The following is a 15840-nucleotide window of genomic DNA, read 5'->3' as shown; positions in this document are numbered from 1 at the left end:
CCTGCCACGGCGCCGGCAGCCACTGAACTGTCAGCCGCGGCGCCGCCATGGGGCACCCCGGCCGTGGGGGTGGAAAATTCAGACATTGGTGTCTCCTTGTGCTCCGTCACGGATGATGTTTGCCACGGTGGCGGCGCGGGCGCGGGCGGTGGCGACGTCGTCGTGCTTGGAAGCAATCACGTTGACGTGGCCAATCTTCCGGCCCGGCCGCACCGACTTGCCGTAGCTGTGCACCTTGACGGTCGGTTCGGCGGCCAGCGCGGCGGGGTAGGCGCCGAAAAGGTCCTGGTTGGCCCCGCCGAGGAAGTTTTTCATGACGACGATGTCGCCCAAGGCATCAGTGGAGCCCAGCGGGAGGTCCAGGACGGCGCGCAAATGCTGCTCAAACTGGCCTGTCACCGCCCCGTCCATGGTCCAATGCCCGGTGTTGTGGGGTCGCATGGCCAGCTCGTTGATGAGGAAACCGGGCGCGCGGCCCGGCGTTTCAAAGAGCTCCGCAGCCATGACGCCTGTGACGCCGAGTTCGTTGGCGATGCGCAGCGCCGCGGCCTGGGCGGAAGCGGCAACCTCGGCAGCGATGTCGGGTGCCGGGGCGATCACTTCGTCGCAGACACCCTCCACCTGGATGGATTCCGCCACCGGCCAGGCGCGGGATTCACCGGAAGGGGTGCGGGCAACCAGCGCGGAGAGCTCGCGGGAGAACCCCACCATTTCCTCCACGAGGAGCGGATTCATGGCGTCGAACCAGTCGGCGGCCGCGGAAGCGTCAGCTGCGGAGCGCAGGACCTTGACGCCCTTTCCGTCGTACCCGCCGCGGGGCATCTTCAGCACGACAGGCCAACCGTGTGTGTCGGCAAAAGCGGCAATGTCGGCCACGGAGGCCACCGCCGACCACTCCGGATTGGGCAGGCCAAGGCGTTCAATGGCGGCACGCATCACCAGCTTGTCCTGCGCGTTGAGCAATGCGTCGGGCCGCGGCTGGACGTTGACGCCTTCGGCTATCAACGCCTGCAAATGCTCGCTGGGGACGTGTTCGTGGTCAAAGGTGAGCACGTCAACGCCGCGGGCAAAAGCGCGCAGGGTGTCCAAGTCTGTGTAGTCGCCGACGGGAGCCTGGGCCACAACAGCCACGGCGCCGACGTCGGGGGATTCAGCCAGGACACGCAATTCAAAACCAAGGGCCACGGCTGCTGGGGCCATCATGCGGGCAAGCTGCCCGCCGCCCACAACACCGATTACAGGAAAAGTCACAGTCACCAGCGTACCGAAAGTCTGCCCGGTTCCTGCCTTTGAGCCGCCCGTGCCCCGGTATTCACCGACAAATGTGGGCAAATTCCCAGTGCTTTGGCATCCTGCGGGGACAGTTCCTGTCCATGGAGGGCTTAGTATTTTATGAAGGCTGGGGCGTGCTGCGTCCGTTTTGGCCAGTAGCCCGACGGAGGACCATGTACCAATCACTCACCAACCGCATCAAGGGCCTGATGGGCCTTTTTTGGCGTGAAGTCGCCAAATTTGGTGTGGTCGGCGGTGTCGCGTTCATCATCGACACAGGCATCTACCTGTGGCTGCTCAGCGGCAGCATGGGTGCGCACCCCACCAGGGCCAAGATCATCGCGGCCGCCGTGGCAACCATTTTCTCCTGGCTCGCCAACCGCTATTGGACGTTCCGCCACCGCCGCCAGGCCAACGTGCTGCGCGAAGTGGTGTTGTTCATCATCATGAACGGCATCGGCATGGGCATTGCTGCGGCCTGCGTCTACGTGTCCCACTGGGTGCTCGGCTTTGAATCCACCACCGCCGACTTCATCTCCGGCTCCGTCATCGGCCTGGTCCTGGGCACCATCTTCCGGTTCTTCGCCTACAGGTTCTGGGTCTTCACCGACGAGCTTGACCAGGATCCCGGATTTGCCGACGACCACAAGATTCTCGAAACCGAGCGCGAGGCCTGACTCCGCCGCCCTAACCCTGTGTGATGTTCTCGCTGTTGCGCAGGTGGTCTGTGGCTTCCACACCTGTGTCGAGCAGGACCACGGAACCCCCGGCAGCCCACACCTTGAGCGTTGCAGGCACGACGACGTCCCACCCCTCGCGCACCTGCAGCAGCACCCGCTGGGGTGCCTGGGCGGCGTCATCCGTCACGTTCTGCACGTCCGGCAGGAGGAGCTGCCCATAGCTTGTGCCGGCCGGGCCGTGCTGCCAGGCGATTTGTGTTGGTGCCGGGGAATCGTCGGCAAAGAATTCATCCGCGTGTGCCCGCACGTCCCCTGAATAGTCAAGCGTCCTGGGCGGCAGCTCACCCAGCCAGCGCATCTGCAGGGCCGGGAGGGCCACAGCCACGATCAACGGGGCCGGGACTATTCCTGCGAACCGCTCGTGGGCGCCGGCGGGGTCGGTGCAGGCCACAATGCCCGCCCCGGCAACGCTGGCGGGACCGGCGGCCGCGGCCGCCCCCGTCGTGGTGGCCGTGGCCCCCACGGCCCACGTGGCAAGCAGCCAGACAAGGGAGCGCCAGTGCAGCGGAAGGTCGACGGCCACGACGGTGCCGGGTTCGGCGTCGAGCTCGTCAACAAGGTAGTTGGCGGTCTTGGCCACCCAGTTGTCCAGCACACGGCCTGAGAATTCAACGCGTTCAGAATCCGGGCCGTACCAAGACAGCCGGGGGGAGGTCGGGTTCATGGTGCGGAAGGAATTGAGGAGCTCGGTGGCGGACGCCGGGCGGCTGGAGTTGTTCGGGCGCAGGTTCATAATTCATCATCTTTCCACGTCCGCCACATCCCCATCGATTGGACGAATTGCAGCAGCTGAGGTGATCTGGGTCTCTTTCATTCGGGCACGTCTTGGAAAAGATCCCGAAAAAGGGCCACAACAGTGCAGGAACACGGGAAATCATGCGCTCAATGGCGTAATGACGCGCATGTATTGGTATGAAATTGCCGGGCGTGGCGCGAGGGATGAACCTGCTCCACAGTGGTTATCATCTACCGCGGCTTGACGTGAGCGACTTACATGGATGTAATTAGACCCACGAACCGCTGTTATTGGCACTGCAATTCGCACATTGCGGAACCGAGGATTCGGGAAGCAGTATTGGCGGCAACATTCAGGAGGACGACCATGGGGCAAGCTCAGCTGAGTGTGACAAATCTTCAAAACGATTCCGTGGCTGCGCAGGCTGGCGTTTCCTACCAGTCACGTGGCGTGCCGACGAATTGGTACGTGGACCCGGCCGACCCGGGTGCGGCCGCGTTTCATGAACGCGAAAACCGCCAGGCATTGGAAGATGCTGCAACGGCATTCCTGACCTCCCATGAGGTTGGCGAACCGGTTGTGACCCATCCGTCGGTCGTCGAGGGAGTGGACAACGAGCCGGTCTGGATCGGCCTGCATCCCCAGCTTGAAGACTTCAGCGACGAAGGTGAACTAGGCTGGCAGACTGATGCACTGTGCGCACAGACTGACCCGGAGGCATTCTTCCCTGAAAAGGGCGGCTCCACGCGGGATGCCAAAAAAGTTTGTGGCGCCTGCAACGTCAAGGCGCAGTGTCTTGAATACGCTCTTGCCAACGATGAGCGGTTTGGAATCTGGGGTGGCCTGTCGGAGCGAGAGCGCCGGCGGCTGCGGAAGCGAGCGGTCTAATTCTTGAAGCAGTAAAAGTCACGGCCGTTTTGGTTGCCCACAACGGCGGTGCCTATCTCCCCACAATTTTAAAGGCCCTTGCCTCGCAAACGCGTTCAGCCGACCACGTCGTGGCTGCCGATGCAGGATCCACAGACAATTCGGGGGAGTTGCTGCGCAAGGAGCTGGGCGAACGCAACGTCATCTCCCTTGACGCGCGCAAAGGCTACGGTGCTGCTGTTAATGCGGTGCTTGAACACGAGGGGCGCACCCGTTCCGCCGCCGGCGCGTCCGTACGCTCCGGCGCGGCCGCGTCTGCCCGCACTGCCGCGCCCGCAGGCGGCGCGCCCGCCGCACCCGTCGCCGGCGCCGCCGGCGTCGCAGTCCTGGACGGTGAACTCCGGGGCGGCAATGAATGGATTTGGCTGCTCCAGGACGACGCCGCCCCAGCTCCTGACGCCCTGCAACTGCTGCTGGAGGCCACCGAGCGGACCACCACAGCAACTGTTGTTGGCTGCAAGCAGCTTGACTGGGACAACCACAGGCGCCTTGTCGACGTCGGGCTCTGGGCCAACCAGTGGTACGACAGGTTTTCACTTGTCGGCCTTGACGAGCAGGACCAGGGCCAATACGACCACCGGGCCGACATGTTCGCCGTCAACACGGCCGGCATGCTGGTGCGCCGGGACGTCTTTGAAAATATGGGTGGCCTTGACCCGGCACTGCCGGGCCCCGGTGACGACCTGGACTTTTGCGCCCGTGTCCGGCTGGCCGGCGACAGGGTCCTGATTGTCCCCGAAGCCCGCATGTTCCATGTGGTGCACAGGCCCAACGCCATGGGATCCGCCGTGGCAGCACGCAAGGCCGGAATCTTCCTGCGGCTCAAGCATGCCCAGGCCTGGGCCGTGCCGTTCCTTGTCGCCGGCACTTTTCTTGCCGCCATCTACTGGCTGGTGGCCGGTTTTGTCCTGAAGGCGCCAGGCCATGCCGTCCGCATGTTCGCGGCCACATGTGCCGGCCTTGTCCGCCCCGTCACCCTGCACCGGAGCAGGAAGTCAATGGCGGGCCAGCGGAGGCAGCCGAGGTCCGTGCACAAGGGCCTGATGGTTGAAAACCGGGTTGCACGTGCGCACGTGAAAATGTTGCGTGAATCCGTGGGCCCGGATGAGGAAACCCCGCAGGGTGCCCTGGACGGCCGATCGATCCTGGAACCAACGGGCGAAACCCACCAGGAAACGGTGGCGCCCCTGGCCGCCGTCAAGACGGCACCGATCGTCGGCGCCCTGGCCCTGGCAGTGCTCCTGACGATACTTTCACTGTCCGCACTCTCGCGGTTCCTTGGCGTCCCAGCCTTGACCGGCGGAGCCATGCTGCCGGTGACAGCACAGATCGGCCAGGTGTGGCAGCATGCCACAGACTGGTGGGTTTCCCTCGGTTCCGGGCTCCCCGGACGCGGCAACCCCTTTAACTTTGTTCTTGCCATGCTTGGCTCCCTGGGCGGCAACGGTTCTGTTGCCGCACTGTGGCTTGTCTTGCTGGCGCTTCCGATTGCCGGACTGACCGCCTGGCTCGCCGCCGGTGCACTCACCCGGCAGCGGTGGCCCCGCATTGTGGCCGGCCTGGCGTGGGCCGGCGCCCCTGCTTTGCTTGTTGCCATGGGACAAGGCCGGATTGGTGCGCTTCTTGCCCACGTGCTCATCCCGCTGGTGATGCTTGGCCTGATCCGGGCCGTTGGCGGTGCCGTGGGCCCGGAAGTCAAGGAAGTCATCATCCCGGGCGCACTGGCCGGCTCCAAGGTGACAACCATTGCCAAGATGGGACGTCCCGGCGTCGACGGCAATACGTCCTGGACGGCGGCAGCTGCCGCAGGTCTGGCCCTCGCGGCAGTCACGGCAGCGGCCCCGAGCCTGCTGCCGGTGTCAGTGGTGGGCATTTTGGCCGTCGCACTCCTGCTCGGCAGGCGCGGCAAGACAATTTGGTGGGCACTGGTGCCCCCGGCTGCGCTATTCATTCCATTTGTCTGGTCCGCATGGGCCAACCCCCGCGCCCTCCTGGCAGATCCCGGTGTGCCGCTGGCCTCCGCACCCGGACCGCTCTGGCAGCAGCTGTTGGGCTTCCCCGAGCGGATCGACGCCACGCAGGGGGTCCTTGGACTGGGCTCCCTTGTCTCCGCCCCGTGGTGGACCTGGGTCGCAATGTTCCTCATTGGCGCGCCCGTCATTTTCGCTGCCGTGGCGGCACTTGTGCTCCCGCTTCGCCGTGCGGCAACTGTGCGGACACTCTGGCTCGTGGCACTGCTGGCGCTGTCTGCGGCCTATGCCGGCAAGTTCATTGCTGTGGCGTTCGACGGCGTCACCCTTGTCACACCGTTCAACGGACCGGCCGTCTCGCTCGCCTTTTTCGCCCTGCTGAGTGCGGGCGTGCTGGGGTTTGAGGCCGTCCACCGCCGCGCGTGGAACCCCGCATCCGGTGGATTTGCACACGTGCCGGCCGGCAAGCCCGGCACGGACAAAGCCGGTACAGGCAAGGCGGACCCGAAGCAATGGGGCCAGGACCAGCACAGGATTGCCAAGGGCACGGCTGTGACGCTCTCGGTGCTTCTTGTCGCCGCACCGTTGGCAAGCCTGGGTCTCTGGAGCGCACAACAATTCTCAACCCAACAAAATACGGCAGCACTGACGGGGCCCTTCCTGCCGCAGGCCGTCACCGCCGGAACAATTCCGGCAACGGCAGCCGACAGGGGTGCAGGGCCAGAGGCCAGCCGCACCATAGTCATGACGGTCCTGCCCGACGGCGGTGTGGAGGCAGCCCTGATGCAGGGTGCCGGGACGACATTGGATGCCATGTCGAGCATTGCCACCGCGGCCCGCATCACCGGCGAACCGGGTGCAGCAGTCATCAGTGACAGCGATGCTGCAACGGCTGCCTTTGAAAACAGCGTCGCTGCCATGCTGTCCAAGTCCGGCATTGATCCGAGCGCCGGGCTGCTCGACCTTGGTGTGGGCTTCGTGGTGCTGCGCCAAGGTGACACGGCCGCGGAGCTGTTGGCAGGGGAACTTGAAGCCGTTCCAGGCCTGGACACCGTGGGCCCCACCGAATCGGGCTGGTTGTGGCGGGTGAAGCCGGGTTACGCCAACGCCGGACTGAGCGACGTCGTCAACCGTGTCAGGCTCGTGGATGCCAAGGGCGGTGCCGTTGCCCCCGTGGAGTCGCAGGGACAAAACGTTTCTGCCGACATTCCGGCCGGCGAGGCCGAACGCCGGGTCGTGCTGGCCGAAAAATCCGATCCAGGCTGGCAGGCATGGCTGGACGGCAAACAGCTCAAGGCTGTCAGTGCGGACTGGGCGCAGGCCTTCGAGCTGCCGGCCGCTGCGGGTCACTTGGAAATTCGTTATGTTCATCCGATGAACACGGTTCTGGGGCTGGTGCAGCTGGTCCTCTTTGGGCTGACACTGCTGCTGGCTGTGCCAGTGCGCGCGCGGCGCGGACGCACCGGGGCATACAGGGACGAAGCATCATTGCAAAAGGTTGGTAGAGGTGCCTGAGATCAAGGACAACAGCGCAGGAGACAATCTGCCTGACGGTGAATCGGTGCCGAAGAACGGGACCGCCGGGCCGGCTGCCGGTGTCGAAAAGACGCCTGCCGACAAGGCGCCCGGCATAAAGACGCCTGCCGAAAAGACGCCTGCCGACAAGGCGCCCGCCATAAAGACGCCTGCCGAAAAGTCAGCTGCCGAAAAGGCGCCCGCCAAACCGGCGGCCACCGTCGGCCGCAAGACGGCGCGCGGCGAGAAGGCCGGCCGGAGCAGGAAAACCGGTCCCAAGGCCAGTGGGCGAAGCAGCGCGCCTGCAGACAAAGCAGCCGCCAGTGGCGCGAAGGCCGCGGGCGCACAACGTGTGCGAGGCGCCAAGGCCAAGGTCCGTCGTCGTTGGCCGGCCGTTTTGGCGGGGGCCGCGACATTGGCGTTGGCTGTCGGCGTCGTCGGGGCCGGTACTTTGTATCCGGGCGCCAACGCCACAACTGAAACCACTCCGGTGCCGCACCCGTTGCCGGTGGGGGAGACCATGGCCAACTGCCAGGGCCCCACGCAACTGTTGGCAGGATCGGACGCGGGAGCTGATCCGGAATTCTCGGCGAGCACTTCCGACACCAAGACACTGTTCAACGCGGTGGCGCTCAGTGGCATCACCGGTGACCTGCCCGGTGCTGCGGTGCAGGCCCTTGACGGCAAGTCCTCACCACTTTTCACGGTCTCCGACGCCCCGTCTGGACCGGTTGCAAGTCCGTCGTCGATAAATGGCAAACCCAAGGAAAAGGCTGTCGTTGCGCGCGGAAAGACTGTGGACGCCGCCTCTGTCCTGCGCCTGCAGCCGTTGGCGGAGGAATCATCCCAGGGCTCCGGTTCAGTTGTCGTCAACGCGGAGGACGGCGACCTTGCCGGGCTGGCAGCCGCAACATGCCAAACACCCGCCAATGAGATGTGGCTGTCCGGCGCCAGCACAACTGTGGGTCGGACAGCGGTGCTCTCCATCGCCAACTCCTCGCAGAGCCCGGCCACAGTTTCACTGGACTTCTTCAGCGGCAGCGGACCGTTGCAGGCTCCCGCCGGAAAAGGGCTCGTGGTTGATGCCGGCACAGTGCGTTCGGTTGTCCTTTCCGGCCTGGCACCCGACCAGGGCCTGCTCAGCGTGCACCTGAAAAGCGCCGGCGGTGCTGTCAGCGCCATGATCCAGCAATCGATTCTGCGCGGGCTCACACCAGGCGGCATCGACTACCTGGCTCCCGTGCAGGCCCCGGCCTCGGCACTGACAATTCCAGGGGTTCGGGTCCAGAAGCCAAGCGATGCAGAAAAAATTACAGCACAATCCGGGTATGCGGATGCCGCAACTGCGCTGGCGGTGACAGTGCCGGGAGTGCGGGACTCAGTCGTTGAAGTCAAGGCATACGGCTCCGATGGCCAGGTTGCCCTGCCCAACGGAGGCGTCTTCACGGCCGGCGCAGGAAAAGTCAGCGAGCTCCCACTGGCAGGGCTGCCGCAGGGCACCTATTCGCTCAGCATCAGTGCCGACGAGCCAGTGGCAGCCACGGCACGGCTCGTCAACTCCACCAAGACCGGTGAAGCTGTCGACATCGCGTATGTGCCTTCGACGGAGCGGCTGGGCAGCAACCACCTCGTCTCGGTCCCGCAGAATGCCACCTCCAACCTGGTGTTCTCGGCTCCTGACGGGGCCGCCACCGTCAACCTTGTGCCGATCTCCGAAAGCGGTGTCCTGGGCAAGGCCAAGGACATTGAGTTGAAGGCAGGAATCACGGCAAGTGTGAACCCGTCTGACTTGTTGGGTTCCGGCACGGCGGCAGTCCTGGTGTCAGCGTCAGGGGAGGCCACCTATGGCACCCAGTTGCTGGGCAACAACGACTCCGCCAACATTGCCGTGCTGCCCATCGCCGCAACCACGGCGGGCACCCAGGCCATCAACATCAGGACAGGTTACTGACCCCACCCGCAAACGCTGAACGACCTTTGGCTGCGGGGGAGTGGAGCCGTCGGTACGGGGGCCGAAGCGGTCCTTGGCTGCCGGTACGGACAGATTTTAAGAACCAAGGGGCCGTTGTGGTGATTCGCCCATGGCCGGCCATGGGCGAATCACCACAACGGCCCCCGCCTCGTTCCCGGGCAGTGACACAGCGGTGGAAGCCGGCGCTGCGGGCGGTGGGAGTCGAAAATCGGCTGGAACTGGGTGCGTCAGTGGCCGCGGAAGCGGCGGAACAGGGGATCAACGGTTCCGGGTTCGATATTGAGCAAACCAGCAACCTGTTCGACCATCACTTCGTGCACCAATTCGCGCACCTGACCGGGAGTATCGCACAGCACTTCAACGGGGTGCCGGTAGATGGCTATGACGGTTGGCGTGGCAGGGGTGTCCCCGGCAGCGGGAGTCCCGAGTGTGTACTTGCCCAGGGGTGCCTGGGCCCCCGACGCGATGAGCGCTTCCAGCTGGTCCGGCACCTCGTCAACCACGTATTCAACGGTGGCCAGCGCGTCCGGCCACAGGGTGCGCAGGCGGTCGGCCGAATCGACAACAAGGTCCTCAAACTCCTCGCTGCGGGTGCGGGATGCAGGCAGTGAAGCCGGCACGAGCGCCCCGCGCAGCCCCCGGCCATGCCTGTCGCGGCGTCGGCGCAGGAACGGGCGACCCTTGGCCGGTGCCGGCTGGTCGTGACCGGAATCTTCTGGATCCAGGGACACGGTGAACGATTGTTCGCTGTGTCGGGCATTGAACTTCATCATTTCACTGTAAGCCCGGGAACGGGCAAGGGGAAATATCGACGCGGTAAGGGTAGTCTTGGGAACCGTGGGAACTCTTCGTCAATGCACCAGATCCGCCTGCCGTGAATCGGCCGTGGCCACTTTGACGTACGTGTATGCGGATTCAACAGCTGTTTTGGGGCCCTTGGCAACCTTTGCCGAGCCGCACTGCTACGACCTGTGCGCCAAGCATTCTGCCAGGCTGACAGCACCCCTGGGCTGGGAAGTCATCCACCTGGCCCGTTCAGACAAGCCGCCCATGCCGGGACCGGACGATCTCCTCGCTTTGGCCGACGCCGTGCGGGAAGCCGCAAATGCCGACCCTGACGACGTCGACGCCGGTGCAGCCAGGCGTGAAGTCCGGGGCAGCCTCGAACCTCCGGTCCACGTACCGGGCAGCGCAAACACCGGCCGACGCGGCCACCTGCGCATTCTGCGCGATTAATCCATTGCGGGCTTGAACAATTCAGGAAACGGAAATCATGGCGAAAATTAACGAAAAGTTGATGTCGGTGCTGCGTTGCCCTGTCACCGGGTCCACACTTGTCCAAGAGGGCGAAGAACTTGTCAGCACAGTGAACGGGCCGGATGGAATTCCCCTCCGGTACACGATCGACGAAGGCATTGCCTTGTTGCTGCGTCCCGAACAAATCACCGCCTAAACGTTTGACGTAGCCAGGCGGCACCAGCAGAGAGCACTACCGAACCCGCAAAGGAGATTTCTCATGAGCGATTCCACCCCAGTGACCCTGATGCCGTCCGACTACAAGGTTGCAGACATTTCCCTGGCCGCAGCCGGACGCCACCAGATCCGCCTCGCCGAGTTTGAAATGCCCGGCCTGATGAGCTTGCGCGAGGAATACCGCGACATCCAGCCACTGCAGGACGCCCGCATTGCCGGATCCCTGCACATGACGGTGCAGACAGCCGTCCTCATTGAAACACTGACGGCGTTGGGTGCCGAGGTCCGCTGGGCTTCCTGCAACATCTTCTCCACCCAGGATGAGGCAGCCGCTGCGGTTGTGGTTGGCGCCGGAACCCCGGAAAATCCCACAGGCGTCCCGGTCTTTGCCTGGAAGGGCGAAACCCTGGAGGAGTACTGGTGGACTGCCCAGCAAATCCTCACTTGGCCCGCAGCCGGCGAGGACGCGGATGGGGCCTCCCTCCAGGGACCGAACATGATTCTGGACGACGGCGGCGACGCCACCATGCTGGTCCACAAGGGTGCCGAGTTTGAGGCCGCCGGCAAAGTCCCGGACACCACTGAGGATGAGTCGGAGGAGGGCACCGTTTTCCTGGCCGTCCTGCGCGAATCCCTAAAGCAAGACAAAAACAAGTGGACGCGCATCGCCGGCCGGATCCACGGTGTCACCGAGGAAACCACCACGGGCGTGCACCGCCTGTACCAGCTGGCAGCTGAGGACAAGCTGCTCTTCCCGGCAATCAATGTCAACGACTCCGTGACCAAGTCCAAGTTCGACAACAAGTACGGCATCCGCCACTCCCTGCCGGACGGCATCATGCGCGCAACCGACGTGCTCATCGGCGGCAAGGTCGCCGTCGTCTGCGGTTACGGCGACGTTGGCAAGGGTTCGGCCGAGGCGCTGCGCGGTCAGGGCGCCCGGGTCATCGTCACCGAGATTGACCCCATCTGTGCGCTGCAGGCAGCCATGGACGGATACCAGGTTGCCACGCTGGAGAACGTGCTTGGCCAGGGCGACATCTTCATCACGGCCACCGGCGGAAAAAACATCATCATGGCCGCCGACATGCTCAGGATGAAGAACAAGGCAATCGTCGGCAACATTGGCCACTTTGACAATGAAATCGACATGTCCGGCCTTGCCAAGGTCAACGGCGTGGCAAAAGTTGAGATCAAGCCGCAGGTCCACGAGTGGGTTTTCGATGCCGGCACCGCTGCGGAACGCTCAATCATCGTCCTGTCCGAGGGCCGGCTGTTGAACCTGGGCAACGCCACTGGCCACCCGTCCTTCGTCATGTCCAACTCCTTCACCAACCAGGTCATGGCCCAGATTGAAATTTTCACCAAGGCCAACGCGTCCGAGTACGGCAACGAGGTGTACGTGCTGCCCAAGATCCTCGATGAAAAGGTCGCCCGCCTGCACCTGGCCGCGCTCGGCGTCCAACTGACGGTGCTCAGCGGGGAACAGGCCGCATACCTGGACCTGGATCCGGCGGGACCGTACAAACCCAACCACTACCGCTACTGAAGCGCCGCTGCCGCTGGAAGGACGCCATGACCTCACGCTGGGAAACCGTAGGAGACAATGTTCGGCGCAGGCGTGCCGAAAACCCCGGTCCGATGACACTCGACGGGACAAATTCCTACGTCTTGGCCGCTCCCGGTGCCGCCAGCGTCGTCGTGGTTGACCCGGGGCCGCTGCAAGAGGGCCACCTCGCCGAGCTTGCCGGGGCGGGTGCCGTGGAGCTGATCCTCGTGACCCACCACCACGGCGACCACACGGACGGCAGCGCCCAGCTGCATGAGCTGACGGGCGCCCCCGTGCGCGCGGCCCTGCCGGAGTTCTGCCACGGCGCAAATGCCCTGCACGACGGCGAACTCATCCAGGTGGGCGGGCTCACCATGGAGGTGCTCGCCACCCCGGGACACACGAGCGATTCTCTTTGTTTTGTGGTGAAGAACGACGGCGGCCACGGCTTGGTCTTGACCGGAGACACGGTGCTGGGTCGGGGGACAACGGTGCTGGATCACCCCGATGGCAAGCTGGGGGACTACCTGGAATCGCTGGAGAAGCTGGCGCGGCTTGGCTCCCAAACGGGTTCCATGCCCGCCCTGCCCGGGCACGGGCCCGTGTTGGCGGACCTCTCCGCCGCGGTGATGGGGTACCAGAGCCACCGACAGGAGCGGCTGGCCCAGGTGCGCGCGGCTGTCGAAGTCCTGCGGACTCAGCACGGCGCCGAGCCAAGCGCCGCCGACGTGGTTGCCGTGGTGTACGCCGACGTGCCGGCCAATGTGCTGGGGGCAGCGGAGCTGTCCGTTCAGGCGCAGCTGGAATACCTGCACGGCTGAGACTCCCCGCCGGAGGACCGGACCAAGCCATCTGCGGAGCGAAAACTGACAAGCTTCCTGGGCCGGAAAAATACGGGCTCCGGCTGTTTCGGAAGGGAATGAGACCGCATTTCCCGTCGCGCAGGCGTAAGATTTGGACGGCAACACCACCAGACACAGACGCCAACCTTGTGGGACAGCCCACCAAGCGGGAGTACGAATGCCTCAGCCGGATCAGTCCAGGAAACCCCGCCGGGGCTTAAAGATTGCCTTGTTCGCAGCGATTACCGTGGCCATTGCCGCCGGTGGCGTCGGCGCGGCAACGGCACACCCCTGGCAGCCAACGACGCCTTCCGAAGCCGGCCAGACAGCCACCGCATCGCCATCGGCGGACCAAACCACGCCCGCGGCGAAGCCCGTGAACCTGGCCCTGGCCCCCAAAGCCGGCGCCACCCTCGTCAACCCGGTTGATGAGGTCACGGCCTTGGCCGAAAACGGCACTGTCTACAGTGCCGTGCTGAAGGAAACAGCCACAGGCGAAAACACTGACGGCGAGCTGTTTGTCAGCGGCCGCAAATGGGTCAGCAGCGCGCCGCTGAAATTTGACACCAACTACACCTTCGACGTCACCACCGAAGACGAGAATGGTGACCGCAACACAACCGTCAGCACCTTCAGCACGGTGCCGGCGTCGAACGAAGCCGACCTGGCCATGTTCCCGGCAACGGGCACCACAGTTGGTGTGGCGCAACCGCTGCAATTCACGTTCAGCGAACCGGTGACCGACAAGGAAGCCGTGGAAAAGGCCATCTCCATTACGGCCTCCTCCGGCCAGAAGGGCGCCTTTCGCTGGTACTCGGACACCCTGCTGAGATACCGTGCCGAAGATTTCTGGGCCGCAAACACAAAGCTCACCGTCGACATGAAGCTCTTCGGCGTTGACTTTGGTGCAGGACAGATCGGCAATTTCAACCAGACCAACGTCGTCCAGATTGGAAACCGCGTGGAAATGGTGGCCGACGCCGCGAATCTGCAAGCCAGCATCTACATCAACGGCGCGCTGGTGAAGCAATACCCCGTCACCATGGGGGATGAGCGCTTCCCCTCCGCGTCCGGCTATCTGGTGGTGCTTTCAGACAAACAGCGGTACGCCCACTTTGTGGCCTCCACCATTGGCCTGAAGCCCGGCGACCCTGCGAACTACGGCGAGGTCGACGTCGAATACGCCTCGCGCCTGACGCCCAGCGGTGAGTTCATCCACCAGGCAACCGACAGCGCCGCTCCGTTCCTTGGCAAGGTCAACCTTTCGCACGGCTGCATCGGCATGTCGGCTGAGGGTGCCAGCTGGGTGTTCAGCAATATGGGCACCGGCGACCTGGTCCACGTGGTGGGCAGCCCCAATGAGACCATTGCGCCCACTGACGGTTTTGGTGACTGGAACATCCCCTTCGCCGAGTACGCACAGCGGTAGAACTACCGCCGGACACCCATTGGTTATGGAAATGTGACGCCGTCGTAGTGGTGGGCGGCCCCCTCAGCTGTGCCCATGGCGTAAAATGATAAGTTGGCGTTGCATGCGTCACTGTTGGCGATTGTGGAATAAATCCACCGAATTGGGGAGATTGCATGGCTCAGTTGAGAGAGACCCGGACACCTCGTCGCGGTTGGCGGGTCGCTTTGGTCTCCCTGGTTGCTTTTGGCATCGCGGCCGGCGGCGCCGGCTGCTCCGTGGTACCGGGATCGGCCGGCACTGCCCCTGATCCTGCCTCCACCTCGTCCGCAAGCCCCGAGGCGCCACCAACACCCACTGTTGCCGCCATCCCGGCCACGATTGCACTGAGCCCTGAAACGGGCGCAACCTTCGTGAATCCGGTCTCAGACGTGGTTGCCGAGGTAGCCAACGGCACCGTGTACCAGGCGGTGTTGAAGGAAACAGCCACAGGCGCCGTCAGCGACGGCGAGCTGGATCCCGCCAGCAAAAAATGGACTGCAACGACGCCCCTGAAATTTGACACTGCCTACACGTTCGACGTCACCGTCACTGACACTGCAGGGGCCAAGAGCACCGAGGTCAGCACGTTCAACACCGTTCCGGCATCGCACGTGGCTGACGCGGTCCTGTACCCGGGCGCCGACTCAACAGTGGGCGTGGCCCAACCGCTGGAATTCAATTTCAGCGAACCCGTGGTGAACAAGGAAGCCGTGGAGAACGCCATCAAGGTCACCACCAGCACCGGCCAGGTGGGGGCATTCCACTGGTACACGGACCAGCTGGTTCGTTACCGTGCCGCCGACTACTGGCCCGCCAACTCGCAGATCAATGTCGACATGCAGTTGCTGGGCATGGACATTGGCAACGGCATGATCGCCAACTTCAACAAGAACTACAACGTCAACATTGGCAACAAGGTCGTGATGGAGGCTGACGCGGCAAGCAAGAGCGTGAGCATCCTGATTAACGACCAGGTTGCACAGACCTTCCCCGCCACCTTGGGGGATCCAGACTTCCCATCGGCATCCGGCACCATGGTGGTCACAGCCGACAAACAGCGGTACGCAACGTTCAAGGCCGCAAGCATCGGCCTGAAGCCCGGCGACCCGGGAGACTATGGTTCGGTCGACGTCGAATTCGCCACCCGCCTGTCCAACAGCGGCATCTTCATCCACCAGGCCACCGAATCTGCCATGCCGTACCTGGGTGTTGCGAACCTGTCCCACGGCTGCATCGGGTTGTCGGCGGAGGGTGCAGGCTGGGTATTTGAAAACATGCGCCCGGGCGACCTCGTGAACACCGTCGGCACACCCAACGAGACAATCGCCCCGACCGACGGATTTGGTGACTGGAACATTCCGTTCGAGCAGTACGCCTCACGGTAACGGTAACGC

13 protein-coding genes are annotated in these 15840 nt (G+C 64.0%); 10 read left to right on the top strand and 3 right to left on the bottom strand.

What is annotated here, in order from left to right:
* Positions 1 to 78: 78 nt before the first annotated feature.
* Positions 79 to 1251, bottom strand: a complete 1173-nt coding sequence (locus AC1L6K_RS17465; RefSeq protein ID WP_480950098.1) for a 5-(carboxyamino)imidazole ribonucleotide synthase — start codon at positions 1249 to 1251, stop codon at positions 79 to 81.
* 194 nt (positions 1252 to 1445) lie between these two features.
* Between AC1L6K_RS17465 and AC1L6K_RS17460 the strand changes: the two genes are divergently transcribed.
* Complete coding sequence (locus AC1L6K_RS17460) at positions 1446 to 1949, top strand: GtrA family protein (protein WP_480950097.1); 504 nt, start codon at positions 1446 to 1448, stop codon at positions 1947 to 1949.
* Between the two features lie 10 nt (positions 1950 to 1959).
* Here AC1L6K_RS17460 and AC1L6K_RS17455 read toward each other — a convergent pair whose 3' ends face one another.
* The gene (locus tag AC1L6K_RS17455) at positions 1960 to 2745 is read right to left on the bottom strand and encodes a TIGR03089 family protein (RefSeq protein WP_480950096.1); all 786 of its coding nucleotides are present in this window, start codon (positions 2743 to 2745) and stop codon (positions 1960 to 1962) included.
* Between the two features lie 369 nt (positions 2746 to 3114).
* Here AC1L6K_RS17455 and AC1L6K_RS17450 point away from each other — a divergent pair, with 369 nt between their 5' ends.
* The 3 genes from AC1L6K_RS17450 to AC1L6K_RS17440 are packed head-to-tail and all read left to right on the top strand — an operon-like array spanning position 3115 to position 9111.
* A complete protein-coding gene (locus AC1L6K_RS17450) occupies positions 3115 to 3636 on the top strand; it encodes a WhiB family transcriptional regulator (protein WP_480950095.1) in 522 nt (173 codons plus the stop codon).
* A 29-nt stretch (positions 3637 to 3665) separates the two neighbouring features.
* The gene (locus AC1L6K_RS17445; protein WP_480950094.1) at positions 3666 to 7160 is read left to right on the top strand and encodes a glycosyltransferase family 2 protein; all 3495 of its coding nucleotides are present in this window, start codon (positions 3666 to 3668) and stop codon (positions 7158 to 7160) included.
* The gene (locus AC1L6K_RS17440) at positions 7153 to 9111 is read left to right on the top strand and encodes a DUF5719 family protein (RefSeq protein WP_480950093.1); all 1959 of its coding nucleotides are present in this window, start codon (positions 7153 to 7155) and stop codon (positions 9109 to 9111) included. The genes AC1L6K_RS17445 and AC1L6K_RS17440 overlap by 8 nt, the downstream gene beginning before the upstream one ends.
* Positions 9112 to 9359: 248 nt before the next feature.
* On the opposite strand, the gene AC1L6K_RS17435 is transcribed toward AC1L6K_RS17440, so the two are convergent.
* A complete protein-coding gene (locus AC1L6K_RS17435; protein ID WP_480950092.1) occupies positions 9360 to 9902 on the bottom strand; it encodes a metallopeptidase family protein in 543 nt (180 codons plus the stop codon).
* A 67-nt stretch (positions 9903 to 9969) separates the two neighbouring features.
* On the opposite strand from AC1L6K_RS17435, the gene AC1L6K_RS17430 reads away from it, so the two are divergent.
* The 6 genes from AC1L6K_RS17430 (at position 9970) to AC1L6K_RS17405 (ending at position 15831) form a co-directional block, all read left to right on the top strand.
* A complete protein-coding gene (locus AC1L6K_RS17430; RefSeq protein WP_480950091.1) occupies positions 9970 to 10368 on the top strand; it encodes a DUF3499 domain-containing protein in 399 nt (132 codons plus the stop codon).
* Between the two features lie 37 nt (positions 10369 to 10405).
* Positions 10406 to 10585, top strand: coding sequence for a hypothetical protein (locus AC1L6K_RS17425; protein WP_480950090.1), 180 nt, complete (start codon positions 10406 to 10408; stop codon positions 10583 to 10585).
* A gap of 90 nt (positions 10586 to 10675) precedes the next feature.
* The gene (gene ahcY / locus AC1L6K_RS17420; RefSeq protein WP_480952815.1) at positions 10676 to 12154 is read left to right on the top strand and encodes an adenosylhomocysteinase; all 1479 of its coding nucleotides are present in this window, start codon (positions 10676 to 10678) and stop codon (positions 12152 to 12154) included.
* 26 nt (positions 12155 to 12180) lie between these two features.
* The gene (locus AC1L6K_RS17415; RefSeq protein WP_480950089.1) at positions 12181 to 12975 is read left to right on the top strand and encodes an MBL fold metallo-hydrolase; all 795 of its coding nucleotides are present in this window, start codon (positions 12181 to 12183) and stop codon (positions 12973 to 12975) included.
* Between the two features lie 199 nt (positions 12976 to 13174).
* The gene (locus AC1L6K_RS17410; protein ID WP_480950088.1) at positions 13175 to 14425 is read left to right on the top strand and encodes a L,D-transpeptidase; all 1251 of its coding nucleotides are present in this window, start codon (positions 13175 to 13177) and stop codon (positions 14423 to 14425) included.
* 155 nt (positions 14426 to 14580) lie between these two features.
* Positions 14581 to 15831: a L,D-transpeptidase gene (locus AC1L6K_RS17405; RefSeq protein WP_480950087.1), complete on the top strand. Its 1251-nt coding sequence runs from the start codon at positions 14581 to 14583 to the stop codon at positions 15829 to 15831.
* The last annotated feature ends 9 nt before the right edge of the window (positions 15832 to 15840 follow it).

This window comes from Specibacter sp. BI4 (assembly GCF_056680095.1).
Note: the sequence above shows the minus strand (reverse complement) of the source record. Positions and strands in the feature narration are given on the sequence as shown.

What these genes read in the sequence shown, in the direction of transcription:
- ahcY (WP_480952815.1), top strand. Translation starts at nt 10,676, where the DNA reads ATGCCGTCCGACTACAAGGTTGCAGACATTTCCCTGGCCGCAGCCGGA.
- AC1L6K_RS17425 (WP_480950090.1), top strand. Translation starts at nt 10,406, where the DNA reads ATGGCGAAAATTAACGAAAAGTTGATGTCGGTGCTGCGTTGCCCTGTC.
- AC1L6K_RS17415 (WP_480950089.1), top strand. Translation starts at nt 12,181, where the DNA reads ATGACCTCACGCTGGGAAACCGTAGGAGACAATGTTCGGCGCAGGCGT.
- AC1L6K_RS17410 (WP_480950088.1), top strand. Translation starts at nt 13,175, where the DNA reads ATGCCTCAGCCGGATCAGTCCAGGAAACCCCGCCGGGGCTTAAAGATT.
- AC1L6K_RS17435 (WP_480950092.1), bottom strand. Translation starts at nt 9,902, where the DNA reads ATGAAGTTCAATGCCCGACACAGCGAACAATCGTTCACCGTGTCCCTG.
- AC1L6K_RS17405 (WP_480950087.1), top strand. Translation starts at nt 14,581, where the DNA reads ATGGCTCAGTTGAGAGAGACCCGGACACCTCGTCGCGGTTGGCGGGTC.
- AC1L6K_RS17460 (WP_480950097.1), top strand. Translation starts at nt 1,446, where the DNA reads ATGTACCAATCACTCACCAACCGCATCAAGGGCCTGATGGGCCTTTTT.
- AC1L6K_RS17455 (WP_480950096.1), bottom strand. Translation starts at nt 2,745, where the DNA reads ATGAACCTGCGCCCGAACAACTCCAGCCGCCCGGCGTCCGCCACCGAG.
- AC1L6K_RS17450 (WP_480950095.1), top strand. Translation starts at nt 3,115, where the DNA reads ATGGGGCAAGCTCAGCTGAGTGTGACAAATCTTCAAAACGATTCCGTG.